The 24,367-nt window shown below is 65.9% G+C and carries 23 protein-coding genes; 15 read left to right on the top strand and 8 right to left on the bottom strand.

Features of this window, described 5'->3' with window-relative positions:
- Positions 1-71: 71 nt before the first annotated feature.
- From H0P51_RS22480 to H0P51_RS22440, 9 genes are all read left to right on the top strand, one after another.
- A complete protein-coding gene (locus H0P51_RS22480) occupies positions 72-854 on the top strand; it encodes a DUF3159 domain-containing protein (RefSeq protein WP_180915058.1) in 783 nt (260 codons plus the stop codon).
- Positions 855-898: 44 nt separating this feature from the next.
- Entirely contained in the window at positions 899-2,494 is a 1,596-nt protein-coding gene (locus tag H0P51_RS22475; protein WP_343061730.1) for an esterase-like activity of phytase family protein, read from the top strand.
- A gap of 162 nt (positions 2,495-2,656) precedes the next feature.
- Complete coding sequence (locus H0P51_RS22470; protein WP_180915056.1) at positions 2,657-3,418, top strand: DUF427 domain-containing protein; 762 nt, start codon at positions 2,657-2,659, stop codon at positions 3,416-3,418.
- 425 nt (positions 3,419-3,843) lie between these two features.
- Positions 3,844-4,995, top strand: coding sequence for a YncE family protein (locus tag H0P51_RS22465; protein ID WP_180915055.1), 1,152 nt, complete (start codon positions 3,844-3,846; stop codon positions 4,993-4,995).
- 81 nt (positions 4,996-5,076) lie between these two features.
- Positions 5,077-6,708: a long-chain fatty acid--CoA ligase gene (locus H0P51_RS22460; RefSeq protein WP_180915054.1), complete on the top strand. Its 1,632-nt coding sequence runs from the start codon at positions 5,077-5,079 to the stop codon at positions 6,706-6,708.
- Positions 6,709-6,726: 18 nt separating this feature from the next.
- Positions 6,727-7,785 (top strand): NAD(P)H-dependent amine dehydrogenase family protein, encoded by a 1,059-nt coding sequence (locus tag H0P51_RS22455; RefSeq protein WP_180915053.1) that lies wholly within the window; start codon positions 6,727-6,729, stop codon positions 7,783-7,785.
- 11 nt (positions 7,786-7,796) lie between these two features.
- Entirely contained in the window at positions 7,797-8,270 is a 474-nt protein-coding gene (locus tag H0P51_RS22450; protein WP_180915052.1) for an SRPBCC family protein, read from the top strand.
- A 12-nt stretch (positions 8,271-8,282) separates the two neighbouring features.
- Entirely contained in the window at positions 8,283-9,176 is an 894-nt protein-coding gene (locus H0P51_RS22445; RefSeq protein ID WP_180915051.1) for a class II glutamine amidotransferase, read from the top strand.
- A complete protein-coding gene (locus tag H0P51_RS22440; protein WP_180915050.1) occupies positions 9,177-10,043 on the top strand; it encodes a patatin-like phospholipase family protein in 867 nt (288 codons plus the stop codon). It abuts the gene before it with no gap.
- Between the two features lie 7 nt (positions 10,044-10,050).
- On the opposite strand, the gene H0P51_RS22435 is transcribed toward H0P51_RS22440, so the two are convergent.
- Positions 10,051-11,103: a patatin-like phospholipase family protein gene (locus tag H0P51_RS22435; RefSeq protein ID WP_180915049.1), complete on the bottom strand. Its 1,053-nt coding sequence runs from the start codon at positions 11,101-11,103 to the stop codon at positions 10,051-10,053.
- A gap of 93 nt (positions 11,104-11,196) precedes the next feature.
- The gene (locus tag H0P51_RS22430; RefSeq protein ID WP_425488906.1) at positions 11,197-11,655 is read right to left on the bottom strand and encodes a lipoprotein LpqV; all 459 of its coding nucleotides are present in this window, start codon (positions 11,653-11,655) and stop codon (positions 11,197-11,199) included.
- Positions 11,656-11,768: 113 nt separating this feature from the next.
- Here H0P51_RS22430 and H0P51_RS22425 point away from each other — a divergent pair, with 113 nt between their 5' ends.
- The gene (locus H0P51_RS22425) at positions 11,769-12,377 is read left to right on the top strand and encodes a cysteine dioxygenase (protein WP_425488905.1); all 609 of its coding nucleotides are present in this window, start codon (positions 11,769-11,771) and stop codon (positions 12,375-12,377) included.
- Entirely contained in the window at positions 12,377-12,769 is a 393-nt protein-coding gene (locus tag H0P51_RS22420; protein ID WP_180915048.1) for a rhodanese-like domain-containing protein, read from the top strand. The genes H0P51_RS22425 and H0P51_RS22420 overlap by 1 nt, the downstream gene beginning before the upstream one ends.
- Here H0P51_RS22420 and H0P51_RS22415 read toward each other — a convergent pair.
- Genes H0P51_RS22415 through H0P51_RS22405 form a run of 3 tightly spaced genes read right to left on the bottom strand, consistent with a single transcriptional unit; the run spans position 12,766 to position 16,348 of the window.
- On the bottom strand, positions 12,766-14,520 hold the full coding sequence (locus H0P51_RS22415; RefSeq protein WP_180915047.1) for an alpha/beta hydrolase: 1,755 nt from the start codon (positions 14,518-14,520) through the stop codon (positions 12,766-12,768). The genes H0P51_RS22420 and H0P51_RS22415 overlap by 4 nt on opposite strands.
- Positions 14,517-15,290, bottom strand: coding sequence for an enoyl-CoA hydratase (locus H0P51_RS22410; protein ID WP_180915046.1), 774 nt, complete (start codon positions 15,288-15,290; stop codon positions 14,517-14,519). Before H0P51_RS22410 ends, H0P51_RS22415 begins: the two co-directional genes overlap by 4 nt.
- Positions 15,291-15,301: 11 nt before the next feature.
- Positions 15,302-16,348, bottom strand: a complete 1,047-nt coding sequence (locus tag H0P51_RS22405) for an enoyl-CoA hydratase/isomerase family protein (protein WP_180919161.1) — start codon at positions 16,346-16,348, stop codon at positions 15,302-15,304.
- A 266-nt stretch (positions 16,349-16,614) separates the two neighbouring features.
- Here H0P51_RS22405 and H0P51_RS22400 point away from each other — a divergent pair, with 266 nt between their 5' ends.
- A complete protein-coding gene (locus tag H0P51_RS22400; RefSeq protein ID WP_180915045.1) occupies positions 16,615-17,448 on the top strand; it encodes a Bax inhibitor-1/YccA family protein in 834 nt (277 codons plus the stop codon).
- Positions 17,449-17,558: 110 nt separating this feature from the next.
- Here H0P51_RS22400 and H0P51_RS28675 read toward each other — a convergent pair whose 3' ends face one another.
- The 3 genes from H0P51_RS28675 to H0P51_RS22385 form a co-directional block, all read right to left on the bottom strand.
- Positions 17,559-18,239, bottom strand: coding sequence for a DUF4190 domain-containing protein (locus tag H0P51_RS28675; RefSeq protein WP_246398137.1), 681 nt, complete (start codon positions 18,237-18,239; stop codon positions 17,559-17,561).
- A gap of 149 nt (positions 18,240-18,388) precedes the next feature.
- Positions 18,389-19,606, bottom strand: coding sequence for an acetyl-CoA C-acetyltransferase (locus H0P51_RS22390; protein WP_180915044.1), 1,218 nt, complete (start codon positions 19,604-19,606; stop codon positions 18,389-18,391).
- Positions 19,607-19,820: 214 nt separating this feature from the next.
- Positions 19,821-20,789 carry an SGNH/GDSL hydrolase family protein gene (locus H0P51_RS22385; protein ID WP_180919159.1) on the bottom strand — a complete coding sequence of 323 codons (969 nt, stop codon included), beginning with the start codon at positions 20,787-20,789 and terminating at the stop codon, positions 19,821-19,823.
- 217 nt (positions 20,790-21,006) lie between these two features.
- On the opposite strand from H0P51_RS22385, the gene H0P51_RS22380 reads away from it, so the two are divergent.
- From H0P51_RS22380 to H0P51_RS22370, 3 genes are all read left to right on the top strand, one after another.
- Positions 21,007-22,074 (top strand): alpha/beta hydrolase, encoded by a 1,068-nt coding sequence (locus H0P51_RS22380; RefSeq protein ID WP_213016709.1) that lies wholly within the window; start codon positions 21,007-21,009, stop codon positions 22,072-22,074.
- Between the two features lie 47 nt (positions 22,075-22,121).
- Entirely contained in the window at positions 22,122-23,516 is a 1,395-nt protein-coding gene (locus H0P51_RS22375; protein WP_180915042.1) for a cystathionine beta-synthase, read from the top strand.
- 75 nt (positions 23,517-23,591) lie between these two features.
- Complete coding sequence (locus tag H0P51_RS22370) at positions 23,592-24,338, top strand: RDD family protein (RefSeq protein ID WP_180915041.1); 747 nt, start codon at positions 23,592-23,594, stop codon at positions 24,336-24,338.
- The last annotated feature ends 29 nt before the right edge of the window (positions 24,339-24,367 follow it).

Genomic DNA, 24,367 nt, shown 5'->3' with positions numbered 1-24,367 from the left:
CGTTGCGCTGAGAACGGTAGCAGCGCCGCCCGCGCCAAGAGAGCATCTGGTGCGCCCATACACTGACCTTCGTGGGCATGCTGTTTGGCTTTGCGCCGTGGATTGTCTATTGGGTGCTCGTCGGTAACGTCCCATTCGCCACCGCGGTGTCGATCGCGCTGCTGATGGCCGTCGCCGTATTCGCGGTCGGCCGCGAAAGCGGCAAGTCCGCGCAATCGCTCGAGATCGGCGGAGTCGCGACGTTTGCGGTGCTGACCGTGCTGGCGTTGGTGGCCAGCGACGCCTTCCTGGCGCGCTGGCTCGAACCGCTCAGCAACGCAGGGATTTTCCTGGTCACCCTGATCAGCGTGCTGATCGGCAAACCGTTCGTGCGGGAGTATGCCGCCGCCGAGCAAGCCGCCGATGTGGTCAAAACCGAGCCTTTCCGCCGGACCACCACCATCCTGACCTGGGTGTGGGTTGGCGCCTTCGCCGGCATGACGGTCGCCTCGGCGATTCCGCCGATTCTGCAGAGCGACGCGACGCTGCTGGACGCCAAGACCCCAACCTCGTTCGTCTTCTACTGGGTGATCCCGTTCGCCCTGCTGGGCGTGGCCGCGCTGGTAACGCGCTATCTGCCGGAGCGGATGCTGGCCGGCATCGACGACGTGGCCCGCGAAACGTCCTTCGTGGCTTACGACGAGGCAACCATCGACGAGCTCTACTACCTGGCCCAGGAACACGCCAACCGCGAAGTCGGCCCCGGCAAGGAGGCCTACAACGTCAAGGTCGGCGGCATGGGCACCCCGCTGACCGGCGACGAATCCCGCAAGTCGTGGCCGTCGACATACAAGGTGCGAGACAAGAAGCGGTAATCGGACGACACCCCCGCGTCAACTTTGGTTGCTAAGCAATGCGAATGGCACACACTGCACGAACTCTGACAGCCCTGGCCACCGTGCTCATCACGGTGGCGGCCTGCGGGTCGGCCGCTGCGCCGTCGACGTCGGGGCCTGCTGGGAACGCACAGTTCCATGCCGCTGGCGGCACCCCACTGACCCTCTCGCCACGCCAATTGCTGGCGGCCACCGGCGACATCGAGCCGGTGGCGTTCGGCAAGCCCAACCACGGCAAGATCAGCTACGGCGCCAATGGGGTCGTGATCTACACTCCCGATTCCGGATTCGTCGGAACCGACGAGTTCAGCGTCACCACGAGCCGTGCGGTCAAGCTCTACGCCGAGGATCAGTTGCCGCTGGCCACCATGGCGGGCGTTTCGATCAAGGCCGCCGCCCACGGGTCGGCCATCGCCGCCGTCCCGGGCAACGCCGACGAAATCTATGGCCTCACCGATCGTGGGCCCAACGTCGATGGCCGAACTCCGGGCGAGAAGGTGCTGCCGCTGCCTGACTTCCATCCACAGATCGCCAAACTCAAGCTCAGCGACGGCGTAGCGACGGTGCAGCGCACCGTCATGTTGTACGCCACTGACGGGGTCCCGTTGGTGGGGCTGGTTGACCCGCATGCGGCCACCGGCGAGTCGCTGGTTGACCTCGACGCCACGCCGCTGCCGCCCTCGGATTACGGGATAGACCCGGAGGGCCTGGTCGTCACCCGCGACGGCACCTTCTGGGTGTCCGACGAATACGGTCCCTACATTATCCACTTTGACGCCAATGGCAAAGAGCTGGAACGGCTTTCGCCATTCGATGGGACCCTGCCCCCGGAGCTGTCGCTGCGGACGCCCAATCAGGGCCTAGAGGGTCTGACGATGACGCCGGACGGCAACACGCTGGTGGCGATCATGCAGTCCGCCATCCAGACGCCGGGCTTGCAGGGCCCACCCCAGTCCGTCCCGGTGACCCGCATCGTCACCGTCAACCTCGTCGACCGCAACGTCGTGCACGAATATCTTTACCCGTTGGCCAATCCCCAGCAGACGCACGTCGGGGTATCGGAGATCACCGCGCTCAGCCCCACCACGTTCCTGGTTGACGAGAGCGACAGCAAGTTCGCGCCGAACGCCGACAAGAAGATCTACCTGGTCGACCTAGCCAGGGCGACCGATGTGGGTCCGCGCTCGACGCTACCCGGCGCCGTGTACAAGGCCGATGCGGGCGGGTTGCTGATCAACCAGGCACCGATCGAGACATTCGTTGGCACTAGCACCGACGGCGAGGCGGTCAAGAAACTCAAGGAGGCGGGAATCGCCGTTGTCGCAAAGACACTCAAGCTCGATTTGGGTGGGCTAGTGCGGTCGTTGTCGCCCAGTGGCGACTTCTTCGGCCATAACAAAATCGAAGGCATGATCACCCCCGACGAGGGGGACACGCTGATCATCGCCAACGACAGCGACTTTGGGCTGGCGGGGTTGGCCTCCGACGCCCCGCCATTTCGGCTCAAACCCAAGACATTGCCCAACGGAACTCAGGACAGCGGCGAGTTTCTGATCGTCGACACGACCAAGCTGCCTGCCAAGACCGAGCAGGTGACGATCTCGATCAGGGTCGGCTGAGGCTGGTCACGAGACGGGTCGCAACCTTGGACCCCGCACGAGTGGCAAGCTGGACCGGTAAATAAACCTAGGCCGGCGGTGAGCTGGTGTCACACAGTCGACATCGACGGGATCAACCACGCACCGGTCGGACTGGCTAAGCGGGATAAGAGAAGGTGCCAGATGCGTGACTACCCTGAAACCGCTGCTGCGCGTGGACGAATCGAGCCAGCACCGCGACGGGTGCGCGGCTATCTCGGTCACGAGTTGGTGTTCGACACCACCGCGGCGCGCTACGTGTGGGAGGTGCCGTACTACCCGCAGTACTACATCCCGCTGGCCGACGTGCGGACTGATTTCCTGCGCGACGAGGACCATCCGCAGCGCGTGCAATTGGGCCCGTCGCGACTGCACTCGCTGATCGGCGGTGGACAGAGCTACCCGTCGGCGGCGCGGGTGTTCGACGCCGGCAGCGAGAGCCCGGTCGCGGGCCTGGTGCGCTTCGACTGGGCGCCGCTGCGCTGGTTCGAAGAAGACGAACAGATCTACGGACACCCTCGCAACCCGTACGCGCGGGTCGATGCGCTGCGCTCGCATCGCCACGTGCGCATCGAACTGGACGGCATCCTGCTCGCGGACACCCGGTGCCCGGTGCTGCTGTTCGAGACCGGTCTGCCCACCCGGTACTACATCGATCCCGCGGATGTCATCTTCGAGCACCTGGAGCCGTCACCCAGCCAGACGCTGTGCCCCTACAAGGGGGTGACGTCGGGCTATTGGTCGGTACGGACGGGTCAGTCGCTGCATCCCGACCTGGCCTGGACCTACCACTACCCGGTACCGGCCGTGGCGCCAATCGCCGGGCTGGTGGCCTTCTACAACGAGAAACTCGACCTCACCGTCGACGGCGAAGCACTGCTCCGGCCGAGTACGCAGTTCAGCTGAGCAGGCGCTCCGAAAATAATCGACCTGACACGCCTATTTAAGTACTGTGATGTTCGCCTCGTTTTTATGCTCCAAATTAAGAAATTCTTAAATTAGCGCTGCGGCTGTGGAAATGCGCGCCGAGTTAGCCACACGAGGATCTAAGCAGATCGGCTGGTTAGAAGAATTCGCTGACCTGATGCGGATGTGGCCGATGGTATTTGCTACCTGAGCTTAAGCTGAGCGCCAGTCGTGATCTGCATAACAGCGCGGATTTGGCAACGAATTACCGCGAATTATGCGACTAGAATGGCTACTCAAACGTATCGAATCAGCCCTTTTGAGTGCTGGTTCGTGCTTGCCCTGGGATCCGGGAGTCGCGCGGCTTCGTGCAACGTACCCCAGCCACTTCCCAGGGTCCGACGAAAAGTGAAGGCGGTGCCAGCATGAGCCTCGGCAAGAACCAGAACAGCCCGGCAATCCGGGATGTCGAGGTCCTGGACATCGCTCCGGCGGCGGTACAGATTCCGGTGCGCAAGGGCGCTATCGGCGGCATTGCCATCAGCCCCGACGGCCGCCGCCTGGTGGTGACCAACTACGGCGCCGACAGTGTCTCCATCATCGATACCCAGGCCTGCCGGGTCGTCGAGACCATCCCCGGAGTCGACGAGCCCTTCGCCATTGCCCTGGCCAGCGCCGACCGCACGTATGTAACCAGCGTGTCGACCGCCTACGACTCGATCCAGGTCGTCGACTGCATCGCCGGCGTTGTCGTCGCAACACATCCGGTCGCGCTCAGCGTTAGCGACCTGGCGGTGAGCGCCGACGGAAAGCACGTCTACATCGCCCGCAACGGCGCCCGAAACGCTGACATCGCCGTCCTGGACACCGACTCCGGGCAGATGCGGGTGATCGACATCGCCACCAGCAGCGGCACCGCCACAGAGTGTGTCCGCGTCAGCCCCGACGGCGACCGGCTATATGTGGGCGTAAACGGCCCGGCCGGGGGCCAAGTCGTCATCCTCGACACCGGCCTCGCAACGGAAGAATCCGGCGGACGCTCGCGGTGGCGCCGCAAGAACACCCAGTCGCGGCCCAAGTCGCGTGCCACCAACGGGCCAGCGGTGATCGGCACCATCGACATCGGCCAGGCCGTGCGCGACGTGGCCGTCAGCCCCAACGGCGCGTTGGTGTACGTCGCCAGCAGCGGCCCGGATTTCGCGGCCATCGACGTCGTCGACACCGGCACCGACAAGATCACCGCCACCCGCAAGATCACCGAGCTCACCGGCCTGCCTACCCGCCTCACGCTCAGCGGTGACGGCGACCGGGCGTACCTGGTCAGCGACGACAGCGTGACCGTGCTGTGCACGCTCACCCAGGACGTCGTCGACTCCATCGACGTCGGCACCCAGCCGTCCTGCGTCGTCGAGAGTCCCGACGGCAACAACCTGTACATCGCCGACCACTCCGGTGTGATCACCGTCGCGCCGGTCGGCGCAGGCGTGGCCGGGATCGAACAGGCAGCGCTGGAAGCCAAGCGGCCAGCGGATCTGTTCATGCCCGACTTGCTGCAATACGACGCCGCACTCGTCTGACGCCCGCCGTACCTGCGCGCACCTCGCGGCGATAGCATTCGCCCCACGGAAAGTGCGCAAGACGCGGGAGGCGGTACGTCGATGTACAGCACAATGCAGGACTTCCCGCTCACCATCGGCGCCATCATGCGGCACGGCTGCGGCGTACACGGGTTGCGCGAGGTCGTCACCGCCACCGGGGACGGCTATCGCAGCACCACATATCGCGAAGTGGGTCAACAGGCCGCAAGCCTGGCCAACGCGTTGCGCCGCCTCGGCATCACCGGCGACCAGCGGGTGGCCACGTTCATGTGGAACAACGCCGAACACCTCACCACCTACCTCGCCGTTCCCTCGATGGGCGCGGTGCTGCACACGCTGAACATTCGGCTGTTCGCCGAGCAGCTCGTCTACGTGGCAAACGAGGCCGAAGACCAGGTGGTGCTGGTCGACCTGTCGCTGGCCAAGCTGCTTGCACCGGTGCTGGGCGAGCTCGACACCGTGCACACGGTGATAGCGGTCGGTGACGGCGATACCGCGGAGCTGGAGGGATCCGGCAAGACGGTGGTGCGCTACGCAGACGTGATCGACGGCGAGTCAACCGAATTCGACTGGCCGGCCGTCGACGAGAACTCCGCGGCCGCGATGTGCTACACCAGCGGCACCACCGGTCACCCCAAAGGGGTTGTGTACAGCCATCGTTCGAGCTTCTTGCACACCATGGCGGCGTGCACCACCAACGGCATCGGGGTTGGGTCCAGCGACCGGGTGCTGCCGATCGTGCCAATGTTCCACGCCAACGCGTGGGGGCTGCCGTACGCCGCGCTGGCGGCCGGCGCCGACCTGGTGCTGCCCGACCGCCACCTCGACGCACCGTCTCTGATCGACATGGTGGAGAAGCTGCGGCCCACCCTGGCCGGCGCGGTGCCGACCATCTGGAACGACGTCATGCACCACTTGGAAAAAGACCCCGGCCACGACATGTCCTCGCTGCGCATGGTCGCCTGCGGCGGTTCTGCAGTGCCGGAATCGCTGATGCGCACCTTCGAGGACAAGCACAACGTCCAGATCCGGCAGCTGTGGGGGATGACCGAGACCTCGCCGCTGGCATCGATGGCGTGGCCGCCGCCGGGCACCCCGGACGACCAGCACTGGGCTTTCCGGGTCACCCAGGGTCAGCCGGTGTGCGGGGTGGAAGCCCGCATCGTCGACGATGACGGCGCGGTACTGCCGCAAGATGGCGTCGCAGTGGGTGAATTGGAGGTTCGTGGGCCCTGGATCACCGGTTCCTACTACCTTGGCCAAGACGAGTCCAAGTTCGACTCCGGGTGGCTGCGCACCGGCGACGTCGGTCGCATCGACGAGCGGGGCTTCATCACTCTGACCGACCGCGCCAAGGACGTGATCAAGTCCGGCGGGGAATGGATCTCCTCCGTCGAGCTGGAGAACTGCCTGATCGCGCACCCTGATGTGAAGGAGGCCGCCGTCGTCGCTGTTCCCGACGAGCGCTGGCAGGAACGGCCGCTGGCCGTCGTCGTCACCCGAGAGGGTGCCGACGTCGACGCGAGCGACCTGCGAAAGTTCCTGGCGAACAAGGTTGTTCGGTGGTGGCTGCCAGAACGGTGGACCTTTGCCGACGAAATTCCGCGCACCAGCGTCGGCAAATACGACAAGAAGACCATTCGGGCGCGATACGCCGACGGCGAATACGATGTGACCGAAGCGCACGATTAGGCGGAAGGAAGGGTAACCATGAGCCTAAAGGTCGTGCAGTGGGCCACCGGAGGTGTCGGTGTGGCGGCAATCAAGGGTGTGCTCGAACATCCTGAACTCGAACTCGCCGGCTGCTGGGTGCATTCGGAAGCCAAGGCCGGCAAGGACGTCGGCGACATCATCGGCACCGCATCGCTGGGCGTGACCGCCACCAACAGCATCGACGACATCCTTGCGCTCGACGCCGACGCAGTGATCTACGCGCCGCTGCTGCCCAGCGTCGACGAGGTCGCCGCGTTGCTGCGCTCTGGCAAGAACGTGATCACTCCGATTGGGTGGTTCTATCCGACCGAAAAAGAGGCCGCCCCACTCGAAGTCGCCGCGCAGGCCGGCAACACCACGCTGCACGGCGCGGGCATCGGCCCAGGCGCCGCCACCGAGCTGTTCCCGTTGCTGCTGTCGGTGATGTCGACGGGCGTGACTTTCGTTCGAGCCGAAGAGTTTTCCGATCTACGCACCTACGGCGCGCCGGATGTACTGCGCTACGTGATGGGTTTCGGTGGCACCCCGGACAGCGCGCTGACCGGCCCAATGCAAAAGCTGCTCAACGGCGGATTCTTTCAATCGGTTCGGCTGATCGTCGACAAGCTCGGTTTCGCTGCCGCACCCGAGATCCGAGCGACACAGGAAGTGGCCGTGGCCAGTACGCCGATCGACTCGCCGATCGGGGTGATCGAGCCCGGTCAGGTGGCCGGCCGCCGTTTTCACTGGGAGGCGCTTGTCGGGGACACCCCCGTTGTCCAGATCACCGTGAACTGGCTGATGGGTGAGGAAAACCTCGATCCGCCTTGGTCTTTCGGGCCAGCTGGGGAACGCTACGAGATCGAGGTGCGGGGCAACCCGGATACATTCGTAACCGTCAAGGGCTGGCAGCCGGAAAGCGTGGCGGCGGGATTGGTCAGCAACCCCGGCGTCGTCGCGACCGCGGCGCACTGCGTCAACGCTGTCCCCGCGACGTGCGCTGCCCCGGCCGGCATCCAGACCTTCTTCGACCTGCCGTTGATCACCGGCCGTGCGGCACCGCAGTTTTCGCGATAACAAGGACGGACATGGCAAGACCAGTCGTAGTGGAACAGTCGCGAGCGATCCCGGTCTCGGTCGAGGATGCCTTCGCCGGCACGATGCCGATATCGCTGCCACAGATTCTTTCGCAGTGGTACGGGGTGATCCCGCCGATCAAAGAGGTGCGGGAGCAAACCGGTGCTTGGGATGCCGCCGGCCAGACCCGGGTGCTGCTGATGGTTGGCGGTGGCCGCGTATCTGAGACGCTGACCAGCGTCGAACCGCCAAACTCGTTCGCGTACAAGCTGTCTAGCATCAGCGGCCCGCTCTCAGCCCTGGTTACCTCCGTGGACGGCAGGTGGTCGTTTGCACCCGCGGGCACGGGCACCCGGGTGAGCTGGCAGTGGACCCTGCACCCCAAATCGCCGGCAGCCTCGGCGGTGATGCCGGTGTTCGCCAGAATGTGGCAAGGCTACGCGCGCGTGGCGCTGGAAAAGCTGTCCGCGCAGCTGGTGGATTGAGAGGCTGTCGAGGTGTGTCGACTGTTCGGCCTGCATGCCGGGACAGAGGTTGTGACAGCAACGTTTTGGCTGCTGGACGCGCCAGACAGTCTGGCCCGGCAGAGCCGCCAGAACCCGGACGGCAGTGGCATCGGCGTCTTCGACGAACGCGGCCGCGCCCAACTGTTCAAGGAGCCGATCGCGGCCTGGCGTGACCACGAGTTCGCCACCGAGGCGCACCGGCTGACCGGCACCACATTCATCGCCCACGTCCGGTATTCCACGACGGGCTCCAAAGACGTGCTCAACACCCACCCCTTCCTGCAGGACGGCAGAATCTTCGCCCACAACGGAATGATCGAGGGTCTCCAGGACCTCGACAAACGCCTGCGCGAATTGGGAACGTACGAGCTGGTTTTGGGTGAAACCGATTCCGAGCGGGTGTTCGCGCTAATCACCGCGAGCATCCGCGCCCACGGCGATGTTTCGACCGGTATCGTCGAGGCCATCGGCTGGATTGCCGCCAACGTGCCGATCTATGCCGTCAACATCTTGCTCTGCATGGGAACCCAGATGTGGGCGCTGCGCTACCCGGACACGCATCAGCTGTTCATGCTGGATCGACGCGTGGACGGCGAACCCGATTTCGACATGTCCACGGTGCGGATCCACGCGCAGAGCGACACGCTGGCCGAAAGGTCGGCGGTGCTGTTCGCCACCGAGCCGATGGACGACGACCCACGATGGAGCCTGCTCGACCCGGGGGAATTGGTGCACGTCAATACCGATCTGGAAGTCACCCGCACCCTGGTGCTGCCCGACCCGCCCCGGCAGCTGCTGCGCAGGGACGATCTGGCTCAGCCGGTGTTCCGTGCGCAACATGCGCTGCCCGGCATGCGGCACCCGGCACCCGGCGGAGAAAAGTAGATGACTCGACGCGCGCTGGTCCTGGCCGGTGGTGGAGTTGCCGGAATCGCCTGGGAGACAGGGATTTTACAAGGAATAGCCGATGAGTCGCCGGAGGCGGCGCGGCTGTTGCTGGCGTCCGATGTACTACTCGGCACATCGGCCGGCTCGGCAGTCTCCGCGCAGATCGGCAGCGGCAGCCCGCTGGAAGCACTGTTCGAACGGCAGGTTGCCGAGACGTCCGCCGAGATCGATCCCGGCGTCGACATCGAGACCATCACCGAGCTCTTCCTCGACGCTTTGCGCGAGCCGCGCGCCGGCGGCTATGACCGGACGCGGGGACGGCTGCAGCGGATCGGCTCGGTGGCGCTGGCAACCGAAACCGTGCCCGAAGCCGTCCGGCGCGACATCATCGCCGCCCGCCTGCCGTCGCATCGGTGGCCGGAGCGAGAGTTGAGGATCACTGCAATCGACACTGCCACAGGCGAATTAGTGATATTCGACCGTGGCTGCGGAGTCGATCTTGTCGACGCGGTAGCCGCCAGTTGCGCGGTGCCAGGCGCGTGGCCGCCGGTGACCATCGCAGGCCGGCGCTACATGGACGGCGGCGTCAACAGCTCGGTCAACATCGGCGCCGTTGACGACTGCGATGTCGCGGTGGTGCTGGTGCCCGCGGGTGCGGACACCCCGTCGCCGTTCGGCGCCGGGCCAGCCGCCGAGATCGCGGCGTTCCCCGGCGCGGCGCTGACAGTGTTCGCCGACGAGCAGTCGCTGACGGCGTTCGGATCCAACCCCCTGGACCCGGCCTGCCGGATCGGGTCGGCGAGGGCTGGCCGCGCGCAGGGCCGCCGCGAAGCCCATTCCGTCGCAAGGTTTCTCGGCGTCTAACTGGCCCTCAGCCTTCGGCGCGGCGGCCCTCGCCGCCCTCCTCGAACGCATCCAGCGCGCGGGTGGCAAGTTCGCGGCCCGTCTTGATCACCTCGGCCGCGCGGTGGAACTCCAAGCTGCGGCAGGTGGTGCGCGGCACCTCGATCAGCAGGTCGGGCGGGTAGGCGGCCAGCGTGTGGCGAGCCAACGCCGATTGCGCGATGTCGATGGTCCGATTCATCACGTCGAAGCCGCCGAGCTTGGGGATCTCCGGTATCTCGATCTCGTCGCCGGTCTGAGGTAGTCCGGCATCGCTTTCCGGGACGATCTCCGAGTCGGCGAGATCGGGGACCGTGGCGCCGAACCGGCTCAGCACGGCGCGCGCGGTCGGCCGATCCAGCAGGGCCTTGGCTGAGCTGATGTCGAAGAGCGCCGTCGTGCTGCGCACCATGCGGTTCAGCCATTCAGCGGTCACGCCCGGTTCGCCATCCCGGGTCGCGCCCGGCTCACTGCCGTTGAGGCTCACCGCGATGGTCAGGTCGGCGTTGACCGCCGCGATGGGCGCCATCGGCAGCGGATCCAAGATCCCGCCGTCGGCCAGCAGGCGCCCGTCGACTTCATGCGGAGCGATGACCCCCGGTATCGCGATCGACGCGCGGATGGCCTCATCGATGGGCCCGCGCTGAAACCACACCGACTTGCCGGTCAGCAGGTCGGTGGCCACCGCGGTATACGGGATGGCCAGGTCCTCGATGTCCACGGGGCCGAGGATGTCGCGCACCGCATCCAGGATCTTCTCGGCCCGCAGCACGCCCGCAGCGGTCAGTGACGGGTCCAGCAGCCGCAGAATGGTGCGCTGAGTCAGGGACTGAGCCCACTCGGCGAGTTCGTCGAGCCGCCCGGCCGCGCGGACTCCGCCCACCAAAGCGCCCATTGACGAGCCGGCGATCCCGGCGATGTCGTAGCCACGTTCCTGCAGCACCTGGATCACGCCGATATGCGCGTACCCGCGGGCGCCGCCGCTGCCCAGAGCGAGCGCGACGCGGGATCCCCGGGGGTGGATGCGGCTCGATTCGGTCATTCCGTCATTGTCCTTGGCGGGCATCGTCGGTGTCGCGACGGATACTTTCGCGTACCCCTGATCGCAATTCGACGAGCCGCCTGGCTGGGCTGCTCAGCCGCACTCGCCCCGGGCGGCCGCCTGCGCCGCGACGATCACTCCCGCCTGCCGCGCGGGGCCCAGATCGGCCCACCGCTTGTTCCAGCTACCAGCAACGCCTGACGGAGATGCCTGAACCATCGCCAGATACGGTTCGATCGCGGCGTCGTCAATGGGGCCGTGACCGTCCATCCACACTCTGGCGGCATGACAGGCCTGGAAATATTCTTCCTCGGTGGATTCCGCGGGAGCATCGACGCGGGTCGTCACACCGGCGGGCGAAACCCCGATGACCCCTGGCGGCAGCGAACTGGTCGTGGTTGACGACGGCGCCGACGACGAGGTCGACTTGCCGCCGCTGCCGCCGTCCGAGCAGCCCGCCAACGCCCACCAATTCGCGGCGATCGCAACGCACACCACGGCCGGTTTCCACGGCACTGCCCACAGCAGCGGGGAACGACGGCACCGACGCACGGATCTCAATCTATGCAAAACTTCTTCCCGTGATGGCCTGGTTCGGATTTTGCGAGTGTTGTCGGCTCTGACGCCGCCGCTTGCCCCAACCGTTCCCAACCCGGAGTTCTGCCATGGCCATGCCCCTTGCCAAGCCGTTGTCGCGTCCTTATCCGACGCTGTCGGCCGCACTGACCGTCCCCTATCCCGGCCCCACCCGGCTGCGGGTGCCCGACCTGCTGCACGCCACCGATCAGGCCGCCGATGACGTGCTCAGCGGACGTTGCGACCACCTGCTGCCCGAGGGGGGCGTGTCGGAGACCGAACGCTGGTTCACCCGTATCCACGGCGACGAGGAACTCGATATCTGGCTGATCAGCTGGGTGCCGGGGCACGCCACCGAACTGCACGACCACGGCGGTTCCCTCGGGGCGCTGACTGTCCTTTCCGGATCGCTCAACGAATTCCGTTGGGATGGCCGGAAGCTACGCCGACGACGGCTGGACGCCGGCGATCAGGCCGGGTTTCCGCTGGGCTGGGTGCACGACGTGGTGTGGGCGCCCAGGCCGATCTCTGGGCCGACGCCGGTGTCGGGGCGGCCGGCCACCCGGCCGTTGGAGCCCACGCTGAGCGTGCACGCGTATTCGCCGCCGCTGACCGCGATGTCGTACTACGAGGTGACCGAGCGCAACTCGCTGCGGCGGCAGCGCACCGAGTTGACCGATCAACCCGAGGGTCGGTAGTGAGCCGAATCGATGGCGTACTCGAGGCGGCCCGCAGCCGGTATCGGCGGCTGCCCGCCCAACAGGTGCCCGATGCGGTGCAACGCGGGGCGGTGTTGGTCGACATCCGCCCCCAGGCGCAGCGCGCCCGTGAGGGGGAGATTTCCGGCGCGCTACTGATCGAACGAAACGTCCTGGAATGGCGCTGCGACCCCACCAGCGATGCCCGGCTGCCCGAAGCGGTCGGTGACGACGTCGAATGGGTGATCGTCTGTTCGGAGGGCTACACCTCGAGTCTGGCCGCGGCAGCGCTGTTGGACCTGGGTCTACACCGCGCCACCGACGTGATCGGCGGTTATCACGCGCTGGCCGCCGCCGGGGTGCTAGCCGAGTTGCGGCTGGCTTTCGCCTAGTCGGAGTTCTCGCCGGTGCCCAGCGGCATCGAGTCGGCATGCAGCAGCGGACGCAGCTTCTTGGTCTTGTCCGGTGTCCAGCCTGGCGGGGACAGCACAGCGGCCCAGCCGTCGGCGGCGTTGGCGACGTAGCGGTGACCGTGCCCGTCGGGCACATCAACCGCCACCGCCATGTCGGCAGAGACCTGCAGGAAGGTCACCAACGGGATCCAGCGCATCTCGGGCAGCACGTCGTAGCCCCGCTTCTCGCGCAACCAGTCCGGCTGACTGAACGCCAGGTCGGGCGTCCACCAGGCGATCGGGTCAGAGGCGTGCTGCAGATACACCACCCTCGGCCGGCCCCAGTCAAGAGATGGGCGGTTCAGATCCTCAGGCCGGGCTACGAACCGAACGTTGTGCCCGTCGTCGAAGATCGGCAGCCATTCCGGCGACCCGCGATCACGCGTTGCGGTCAGCTGGGTCCAGATGGTGTTGTTGAACGTCGGTCCGCTGAACAAGGCGCCGTCTGTGCGGGCCAGGATGTTGTTGAGGCTCATGAACGGCGCCTCGCCGCCGAACGAGCCCAGGCTCTCCCCGAACACCACGAGCTTGGGACGGCTGGCTTCCGGCATCTGCCGGATCAGCTTGTCAACCGCCTCGAACAACGCCTGCCCAGCCTGGCGGGCACGTTCACGGTCCACCAGGAACGACAGCCAGCTGGGCAGAAACGAATACTGCATGCTCACGATTGCGGTGTTGCCGTTGTACATGTACTCCAGCGCCGAGGCCTCCGCCTCGTTGATCCAGCCGGTACCGGTGGTGGTGGCCACCGCAACCACCGCGCGTTGCAACCCGCCACTGCGCGCCAGTTCGCGGGCGGCCATCTCCGCGGTCGCCTCGATGCCCTTGGCCGAATCCAGGCCCGCGTACGCGCGGATCGGCTCGACGGCCGGGCTGCCGCTGAACGCGGTGAGCTGTCGCACCGAGGGGCCGCCCCCGACGAAGATCCGGCCCTGGTGGCCCAGCGACTGCCATGACACCGCCGACTCCGGTCCCCCCGACCGCAGTTTGGTCTTCGGCGGCGCGAAGTCGGGATCCATCTCGTTGTTGACCGAGGCGAACGTGTCGTTCATCGAACGCATGGCGAACTTGAGCACCACTCCGTTGATCAGGGTGATCGACAGAACCACCAGGCCGACCACCACAATGGTCGCCGAGAGACGGAACGGTGCCACCCGATCCACTTGCGCCACAAGAAGAATGACCAGCCAGCGGATGAACTTGCCGATCTCGACCAGGGTGAACAGCACGATCACCGACAACACCCCGGTCAGTGGGTAGTCGTACCACTTGAGGTGTTCCACGCCCATCATGTCGCGCACTCGGTCCTGCCAGACATGGAACCGGATCGCCATTACCACGATCCCGACCGCGCCGACCACGATGAGCGGCGCCCACGCCCAGTTCGGCGCCGCGGGACTGGTGTTCTGCGAGCGCATGTAGCGGACCAGCCAGACGGTGAACACCCCCAGCCCGTAACCGATGGCGCCCGAACATCCGCTGACCACACCTTGGAACAACGGGCCGCGCGGCAGCAGCGAGGGAGTCAACGATAGCCAGACGAAGATCAGGCCGAGCATCGTCCCGGTGTAGGTGTAGTTGCGGACCCACCAGTGACCCCGAATCGGTTGCGCGGCAGCGGGATCAGGACCCTCGGCGGGTCCGTTCTCGGCCGGCGTATCGGCGGCGGTGGTGGTCGCGGAGTCGCTCATCGGTGGGTGAAGTCGGGCGGGCGCTTCTCGACGAAGGCCGCCATGCCTTCGGTCTGGTCGTCGGTGGCGAATGTCGAGTGAAACAGCCTGCGCTCGTACAGAAGTCCCTCGGCCAGCGTGGATTCAAACGCGCGGTTGACTGCTTCTTTGGCCATTTGGGCGGCCGGCAGCGACATCTGGGAGATGGTGGTGGCGACGGCCTTTGCCTCGGTCAACAGGTCGTCGGCCGGAACCACACGCGAAACCAGGCCGCTGCGTTCAGCTTCCGCGGCATCGATGGTGCGGCCGGTCAGGATCAGGTCCATGGCCTTGGCCTTGCCGATCGCGCGGGTCAGGCGCTGCGAGCCACCCATGCCGGGCAGCACTCCCAGTTTGATCTCCGGTTGGCCGAACTTCGCGGTGTCGGCGGCGATCAGCAGGTCACACATCATCGCGAGCTCGCAGCCGCCGCCCAGGGCGTAGCCGGCGACCGCGGCGATCGTCGGGGTGCGCACGGCGGCCAGCTTGCCCCAGGTGGCGAAGAAGTCCGCGCCGAACGCGTCGGCGAAGGACAAGCCCGCCATTTCCTTGATGTCCGCGCCAGCGGCGAACGCCTTCGCCGAACCGGTGATGATGATCGCGCCGATGCCTTTGTCGATATCCAATTCTGTTGCTGCGCTGGTGACTTCGTTCATCACCTGGCTGTTGAGGGCATTCAGTGCCTTCGGGCGGTTCAGGGTGATGGTGCCGACCCGCTCGTCGCGTTCGACCAGGATGGTTTCGTAAGTCATGGTTCGCCTTTCTAGAACGTCAGGTCGTCTTCGGTCGGTGCGAAATAGGCGGCGACGTCGGCGACGGTGACCTCGTCCAACCGTGCGGGCGACCACTTCGGATTGCGATCTTTGTCGACGAGTTGCGCGCGGATTCCTTCCACCAGATCGTGCGAGCGCAACGACGCCGACGACACCCGATAGTCCTGCACCAGAACGTCTTCCAGCGTCTCCAGCTCAGCTGCGCGGCGCACCGCCTCGAAGGTTACCGACAACGCGATGGGGGAGCGGGTGGCGATCAGGTCAGCGGCGTCCTTGGCAGGTCCACCCTCATCCTTCGAGTGGCCGCGCAGCGCGGCGACAATGTCGCAGACAGTGTCGCCCGAGTAGCACCCGTCGATCCATTCACGTTGTGCGGCAAGCTGGCTCGGTGGGGGTTCGATGGCGTAGCGGGCCAGGGCACCCTCGACGCCGTCGGCGGCGACCGCCGAGGTGAACGCGTCGAGCTGACCGTGCGGCACGTAGTGGTCGGCGAAGCCCAGCGCGATCGCGTCCGCACCGTCGAACGGCGCCCCGGTCAGCGCGGCGTGCAAGCCCAGCTTGCCCGGCGCCCGGGACAGCAGGTAGGCGCCGCCGACGTCAGGGATGAATCCGATGCCCACCTCCGGCATCGCGACCTTGGAGGTGTCGGTCACCACTCGGGTGTTTGCGTGCGCGCTAACGCCGACGCCGCCGCCCATCACGATGCCGTCCATCACCGCCACGTAGGGCTTGGCGAACCGGCCGATTTGACCGTTCATCAAGTACTCGTCACGCCAGAACTTCCGCGCCTCGACCCCGTCCTTTTGGGCGCTGTGATAGATCGCCACCACGTCGCCGCCCGCGCAGAGTCCGCGTTCCCCGGCACCGGTCAGCACCACTGCGCGCACCGCGTCGTCGCGCTCCCAGCGGTTAAGGACCGTGCTGAGCAGCTCCACCATGTTCTGATTGAGGGAGTTGATCGCCTTGGGGCGGTTCAGGGTGATGAATCCGACCCCGCCGTCGACGCGGGTCAGTACCTCGTCGGATTCCCCAGTCACGGCCGCAGTCACGCCTCGTCTCCCCTCGTCGGAATCCGGTCAGACTCGGCCGCCTGTGCCGCGACCATGAGTTTGACCAGCAATCTAGATCGTTACTCGCTCGGCGATGCCCGCGGGGCTAAGGTTTAGGGTTATCCGGACCGGTGGCTTAGGTCCCGGACATCCGAGAAAACAGCAGCTCCGCTGGGAACTCGAGCGGACGACTAATCGTTGAGCAGTTGTTCGCACGCTCGAAGCCAACAGCACTTTTGAGAGAGGATCCGACGGTGCGGGAGACAAGCAACCCGGTATTCCGTTCGCTGCCCAAGCAGCAGGGCGGATACGCGCAATTCGGCCCGGGCGTCGCACCGGGCTACCAGCCCGACCCCTATGCCCCCTATCAGCAGCCGGCCCAGGTCTCTCGGCCGGTCACCATCGATGACGTCGTCACCAAGACCGGCATCACGCTGGCCTTGCTGTCCGCGACGGCGGTGGTGTCCTACTTCCTGACCGTGACTAACAGCGGCCTGGCGATGCCGCTGGCCATGATCGGCGCTTTCGGTGGCTTCGCGCTGGTGATGATCGCCACGTTCGGGCGTAAGCAGGACAACCCGGCGATCGTGCTCACCTACGCCGGCCTGGAGGGGTTGTTCCTGGGTGCGATTTCCTTCGTGCTCGCGCATTTCTCGGTCGGTTCCGCAAACGCTGGAATGCTGATCGGCGAGGCCGTCCTGGGGACCCTCGGGGTGTTCTTCGGCATGCTCGTGGTCTACAAGACCGGGGCCATCCGCGTAACGCCCAAGTTCACCCGGATGCTGTTCGCGGCCCTGATCGGTGTGGTTGTGCTGATGCTGGGCAACTTGGTGCTCTCGATGTTGCCCGTCGGCGGCGGTGAGGGCCTGGGCCTGCGCAGCGCCGGACCCATCGGCATCATCTTCTCGCTGGTCTGCATCGGGATCGCCGCCTTCAGCTTCCTGATCGACTTCGACGCCGCTGACCAGATGATCCGCGCCGGTGCGCCGGAAAAGGCTGCATGGGGTATCGCTCTGGGCTTGACCGTGACCCTGGTGTGGCTGTACATCGAGATTCTGCGTCTGCTCAGCTATTTGCAGAACGACTAGCGGCGGCTAGTCCCTCGACGGGCAAAGCCGGCACGCCTTTCGGCGTGCCGGCTTTCTCATGTGCGTTGAAAGATCTGTGCCGTGCAGAAGATCAGAAATAGCTCAGAAGTTCAGAGATGCCAGTAGTAGCCGACACCGGCGAACATGACCAACACGAAGGCAACAATGGCCGCAAGCCAGAAGTACCCGATGATCAGGCCCGCCAGCGCCATGCCGCTGCCCTGTTCACCCGTGCGACGGATCTGCGAGCGGGCGATATGGCCGAACGGGATGGCCAGCGGAGCGGCCACAAAGGCGAGAATCAGCGCGGTGACGGCCAGACCGTTGGTTCCGGTGTATGCCGAAGGGAAGCTGAGCGCTCGATCTGCGGTAACGGGCTGTCCTTCGCTGGTGTAGCCGACGATTGGATAGAACGGCTTCCCGTCGGCGGTATACCCGAGTGGCTGCGGCGGGATCTGTTGATAGCGCTGTAGGTGCGGCGTTTGCCGGGGCGCCACCGAAACGGCGGCCGAGACGATGACGCCGATGGTTCCGACGAGCATTGCCACCAACCCGGCCAGGTACGCGATCTGCACGAACGCGAACCAGGCCAGCAGGATCAGAATCAAGCCGACGCCTTGAACCGCGGTGAAGGCCGCGATCTTGCCGCGGTTCGATTTCGCGGCGACGTTAGCCCCGATGATGCCGACAACGACCAGCAGCAACGCCAGCAAGCCGATCGCGATTCTGCCGGCGTACCGGGAGCCGAACGGCCCGACGATGAATATCAGCAGGCCAGCACCGGAGACCACACCAAAGACGGCGGCCGCGGTGCTTCTACTCCTCGCGGGTGGTTGTCGCTGCGCCGGCGAGGGTCGTTCACCATGATTGGGGAACGGCTGCGGTTGTGGATTGTTGCCGTGCGTCACGGTTGAGTCGACTAGCTCTTAGCCCGAGTCGACTAGCTGAGCCGTTCGATCACCATCGCCATGCCCTGACCTCCGCCGACGCACATGGTCTCCACGCCGAACGTCTTGTCGTATGTCTGCAGGTTGTTCAACAGCGTGGTCGTGATACGGGCGCCCGTCATACCGAATGGATGTCCCAGGGCGATCGCTCCGCCCGAGACGTTCAGCTTGTCCTCGTCGATTCCCAACTCGCGGGCCGAGCCCAATACCTGCACCGCGAAGGCCTCGTTGATCTCGAACAGGTCGATGTCCGACACCGACATGCCGGCACGTTGCAGCGCTTGCTTGGTCGCCTCGATCGGGCCGAGGCCCATGATTTCGGGGGACAGTCCGCTCACTCCGGTGGACACGATGCGGGCCAGCGGCGTTAGTCCCAGTTCGTTGGCCTTGGTGTCACTGGTGATGATCACCGCGGCGGCGCCGTCGTTGAGCGGGCACGCGTTGCCCGCGGTGACCGTGCCGTTGGGGCGGAACACGGGCTTGAGCTCGCTGATCTTCTCGTAGGTGGTCCCGGCCCGCGGTCCATCGTCGGTGCTGACGGTGCTGCCGTCCGGCAGGGTGACCGGAACGATCTCGCGGGCGAAGAAGCCGTTCTTGATCGCCTCTTCGGCACGGTTTTGGCTACGCACTCCCCAGCGGTCCTGGTCTTCGCGGCTGATGCCGGTCATGACCGCAACGTTCTCGGCGGTCTGTCCCATCGCGATGTAAACGTCGGGCAGGTTTCCGTCGGCGCGGGGGTCGTGCCATTCATCGGCTCCGGCGGCCGCGGCGGCACTGCGTTGTTGTCCCTCGTCGAACAGCGGGTTCTTGGTGTCCGGCCAGGAGTCGGAGCTTCCCTTGGCGAATCGAGACACCGTCTCCACGCCGGCGGAGATGAATGCGTTGCCCTCACCCGCCTTGATGGCGTGGAACGCCATGCGAGTGGTCTGCAGCGACGACGAGCAGTAGCGGTTGACGGTGGTGCCGGGAAGGAAGTCGTAGCCGAGTTCGACCGCGACGACCCGCGCCATATTGAAGCCGGATTCGCCGCCCGGCTGACCACAGCCCAGGAGCAGGTCGTCGATTTGGTGCGGATTGAGCGCCGGCACCTTGTCGAGCGCCGCGCGCACCATCTGGGTGGCCAGGTCGTCGGGCCGCATGCTGACGAGGGAGCCCTTCATCGCGCGGCCGATCGGGGAGCGGGCAGTTGAGACGATGACGGCTTCGGGCATGACGTTTCCTCCGGTGGACTGTGGCCATTCGAGTCTGGCAGGCAGAGCCTAGCCCGACGACGATGCGCGTCTGTAGGACGGGCTGAGGAGTTGGGCGGTGGGGTTGGTCCGACGACGATGCGCGTCTGTAGGACGGGCTGAGGAGTTGGGCGGTGGGGTTGGTCCGACGACGATGCGCGTCTGTAGGACGGGCTGAGGACCCAAGTTCACCGACTCAAGAAGTGGCGACAACCGCGGTTTCGTCCGACGGCCGCGCAGCTGGTCCTCGGGTCCACAACCGCGACACCAGGGTTCGTCGTGCGGCCGCGACGTCGGGCGCTACGGGTGCCGTCGGCACCGGATCTGGCGCCGGGGGAAGAGGCAACTTTTCACTCAGCGCCTCACGCAGCGCCGCCAGCAGCTGCTCGGCCGCCACGGCATACCCTGCCGCCGAGGGGTGGTACTGGTCGGCGGAGAACATCAGCTCAGGCATCTCCCGGAATTTGGGAGCCAGTAGATGGGCCAGCGGCACCGGCACCCCGCCGGCCGCCGTAACCGCCGCGGCCTGAGCTCGCGCGAGTTGCAAGCCGCGGGTGCGTGCCAACGATCGCAGCGGCTGCGGGATCGGGGTGATCAGCCCGAAGTCCGGGCAGGTACCCACCACCACGGCCGCGCCCCGGTCGCGCAGCTTGCGCACCGACGCGCCCAACCGTTGGGCCGACGGCCCGACGCCGTTGAGGGCGGTGACGTCGTTGGCGCCCAGGATGATCACCGCCGCATCTGGCGGCGGACCTGCCACGAACATCGCGTCGACCTGACCGCGGACTCCCTTGGACGTGGCCCCGACGATCGCTTTAGTACTGAGCCGGATCCGCAGACCGGTCTGCTCAGCAAGCTGGCGCGCGATGAGCACGCCCGGCACTTCCTCAGCGGTGAGACACCCATACCCGGCCGCCGTGGAGTCGCCGAACACCATCAAATGCAGGTCGACGGCCTGGCCACGTTCCCAGCGCTGAACCGGCCCACCGCCTGCGGAGTAGACGCCGTCGGCGCGGGGTGGCGCATCCCAGGACTTGGGGATCACGGTGCGCACGTGCATCGCTTGACCCACCAGCAGGTTGCGTGCGCCCAGATAAGCCGAGCCCGTCGAGGCGAGTGCACCCGCTGTGGCCCAGGCGATCGTGGATCGTCGTGGCGCGCGCATGCTCACGGCAGCCATTTTAGGACGGTTGTGCTGATTTCGTGGATAGCTGACGAACAAAACAGTTACGGTGTGGAACACATGTGGTATCGAAATCGATTCACTTGATGTTGAACGGGTAAATGACCGTCAAGCTAAGTCTGCGAGGTTGGCTGAACTAAGGACTCCGCCTCCTCGTCACATGCTGTATCGGACTACAACGGCGTAGGAAGTGTTGAGCATGACCGCACCTAACAAGGTTTCTGGCGCACCTAGAGTCGCCATTCGCCCACGCGATGTCCTGAAGGCTCGTAGACTCGAAGCACGCAGATTTGCGATTAGCGACGGCGCTCCCGTCGAGGTTGTCGAATCTGGTCCCAGTGTCGCTGCGCGATTAGCCACGCTTGCGTCGCGCGTGACAATTAGGCCCGTTCTGGCCGTAGGTAGCAACGTTCCACATTTCCCGTGGCCGTGGGGACTGATAGATCACGCGGCCCGTGTGCTGCTACCGGCCACCAACACCGTCCGAGCCGATGTGAACTTGCCAAACGCCTCGGCACAATTGGTGCGGGCTCCCGGCGTACTGCCTGCCGACGGCACCAGGCGGGTCATTCTCTACCTGCACGGCGGCGCGTTCCTTACCTGTGGCGCAAACTCACACGGTCGGCTGGTTGAAGCGTTGTCAAAGTTTGCTGACTCGCCGATCCTGGTGGTCAACTACCGGCTGATGCCCAGGCATTCGATCGGAATGGCCCTCGACGACTGCCACGACGGATATCAGTGGCTGCGCCTGCTTGGGTACGACCCAGAGCAAATTGTGCTCGCCGGCGACTCCGCCGGAGGGTATCTCGCGCTGTCGCTCGCGCAGCGGTTGCAGCGGGCGGGTGAGGAGCCCGCGGCGCTGGTCGCGATCTCGCCGTTGCTACAGCTAGCAAAGGCGGAAAAGCAGGCGCACCCGAACATAAAAACGGATGCGATGTTCCCTGCGAATGCATTCGACGCGCTCGGAGAATTGGTTGCTAGGTGTGCGGCGAAGAATATTGTGGACGGACATCCCGAAGAAATCTACGAGCCCCTGGACCACATTGAACCGGGCCTGCCGCGCACGCTGATTCACGTGTCGGGATCCGAGGTGCTGCTGCACGACGCAAGGCTGGCGGTCCGCAAACTTGCCGCGGCCGGGGTCCCGGCGGAATTGCGCGTCTGGCCTGGACAGGTGCACGACTTCCAGGTCGCCGGGCCGATCTTGCCGGAGGCGGAACGCTCGCTGCGGCAGATCGGGGAGTACATCCGCGAAGCGACCGGCTAAGGCCGAGCCAAAGAGCGCGTCCGGAAATCGCCTGAGACCATAGGCGCATGCGAATCGCGCAGCACATCAGTGACCTGATCGGCGGCACCCCCCTGGTGCAGCTGAACTCCGTCGTCCCGGACGGGTCCGGCGTCGTGGCCGCCAAAGTCGAATATCTCAACCCCGGCGGCAGTTCGAAGGACCGCATCGCCGAGCGGATGATCGACGCCGCGGAGGCCAGCGGGGCACTGAATGCGGGCGGCACCATCGTCGAACCCACCTCGGGCAACACGGGTGTGGGACTTGCCCTGGTGGCCCAGCGTCGCGGGTACAAATGCGTATTCGTCTGCCCCGATAAGGTCGGCGAGGACAAGCTGAATGTGTTGCGCGCGTACGGCGCCGAGGTTGTGGTGTGCCCGACGGCGGTGCCGCCCGAGGACCCCGCCAGCTACTACAGCGTGTCCGATCGCTTGGTCCGGGAAACTCCGGGTGCCTGGAAACCCGACCAGTACTCCAACCCGGAGGGCCCGGCCAGCCACTACGCCACCACCGGTCCCGAGATCTGGGCCGACACCGACGGCAAGGTCACCCACTTCGTTGCCGGTATCGGCACTGGGGGGACCATCACCGGCGCGGGCCGCTACCTCAAAGAGGTATCCGGCGGTCGGGTCCGAGTCGTCGGCGCCGATCCCGAAGGATCGGTGTATTCCGGCGGCACCGGTCGGCCCTACTTGGTCGAAGGCGTCGGCGAGGACTTCTGGCCGGCGGCCTACGACCCGTCCATCCCCGACCAGATCATCGCGGTTTCCGACTCCGACTCCTTCGATATGACCAGGCGGTTGGCCCGGGAAGAAGCCATGTTGGTCGGCGGATCGTGCGGGATGGCCGTCGTCGCCGCGCTGAAGGTCGCCGAGGAAGCCGGCCCCGAGTCCCTGGTGGTCGTTCTGCTGCCGGACGGCGGTCGCGGCTACATGGCGAAGATCTTCAACGACGCATGGATGTCGTCCTATGGTTTCCTGCGCAGCCCGCTGGACGGCTCCGCCGCCGAGTCCACCGTCGGGGATGTGTTGCGGCGCAAGTCGGGCGCGTTGCCCGACCTGGTGCACACGCACCCATCGGAAACGGTGCGAGACGCCATCGGGATCCTGCGCGAGTACGGGGTGTCACAGATGCCGGTGGTAGGTGCCGAGCCGCCGGTGATGGCTGGCGAAGTCGCCGGCAGCGTGTCGGAGCGAGAGCTGCTCTCGGCGGTGTTCGAGGGTCGCGCCAAGCTAGCCGACGCGGTGTCGCAGCACATGAGCCCGCCGCTCCGGCTCATCGGGGCCGGCGAGCTGGTCAGCGCGGCCGGCAAGGCGTTGCGAGATTGGGACGCGCTGATGGTGGTCGAGGAGGGCAAGCCGGTCGGCGTGATCACCCGCTACGACCTGCTGGGATTCCTCTCCGAAGGGACGCGTCGACGCTGACGGCTGTGACGTAGCTCTCGCGGGTCGGGTACTGTAACCGGCTTAGTTCAGCTACTCGGACCGGAAGGGTGCCCAATGACCGATCAGCCTCCCGGCGGGTCGTACCCGCCGCCCGAATCTTCAGGGGAAGCTCCGTCAGGTGGATTTCTGACTCCGTCGGCACCGCCTCCGGTGCCCGGAGGGGAAGTGAGCTTCGACCCGCCCCCGGCCCCCGGCTCGGCACCGGTCGCGGGCTCCGCGCCGAGCGGCGGCGCGTCGACGCCTATACCGCCTCCGCCGCCTCCTGGTGGTTACCCGCCTCCGCCGCCGGCAGCCGGCGCGGTCGCGCCGCCGCCGCCGGGACCAGCCATCCGGGAGTTGCCGTCGGAGTCCTACACCCCGTGGGCAACCCGGGTCGTGGCGTTCCTGATCGACTACTTGCCGCTGGTCGCCCTCGTCGGTATCGGGCAGATGGTCGCATTGTTCGCCACCACCACGACCTGCGCCGATGGCGACGGATTCCGGGCCTGCGTCGTCGAGACGTCGCCGATCGGAGTGTTCGTGCCGTGGGCGATGAACCTGCTCGGCGTCGCGTACTTCATTTGGAACTATGGCTACAAGCAAGGCATTACCGGGTCGAGCATCGGCAAGGCGATCATGAAGTTCAAGGTGGTCAGCGAGGTCAGCGGCCAGCCACTGGGCTTCGGCATGTCATTGGTGCGCCAGATCGCGCACCTGGTCGACGCGGTCATCTGCTACATCGGGTTCCTGTTTCCGCTCTGGGACAAGAAGCGACAGACCCTCGCCGACAAGATAATGACGTCGGTCTGCCTGCCGCTCTGAACCGAGGCGTCGACCTCGCGACGATTAGG

It is taken from the genome of Mycobacterium vicinigordonae, from assembly GCF_013466425.1.
In the GTDB taxonomy this organism is placed as follows: domain Bacteria; phylum Actinomycetota; class Actinomycetes; order Mycobacteriales; family Mycobacteriaceae; genus Mycobacterium; species Mycobacterium vicinigordonae.
Note: the sequence above shows the minus strand (reverse complement) of the source record. Positions and strands in the feature narration are given on the sequence as shown.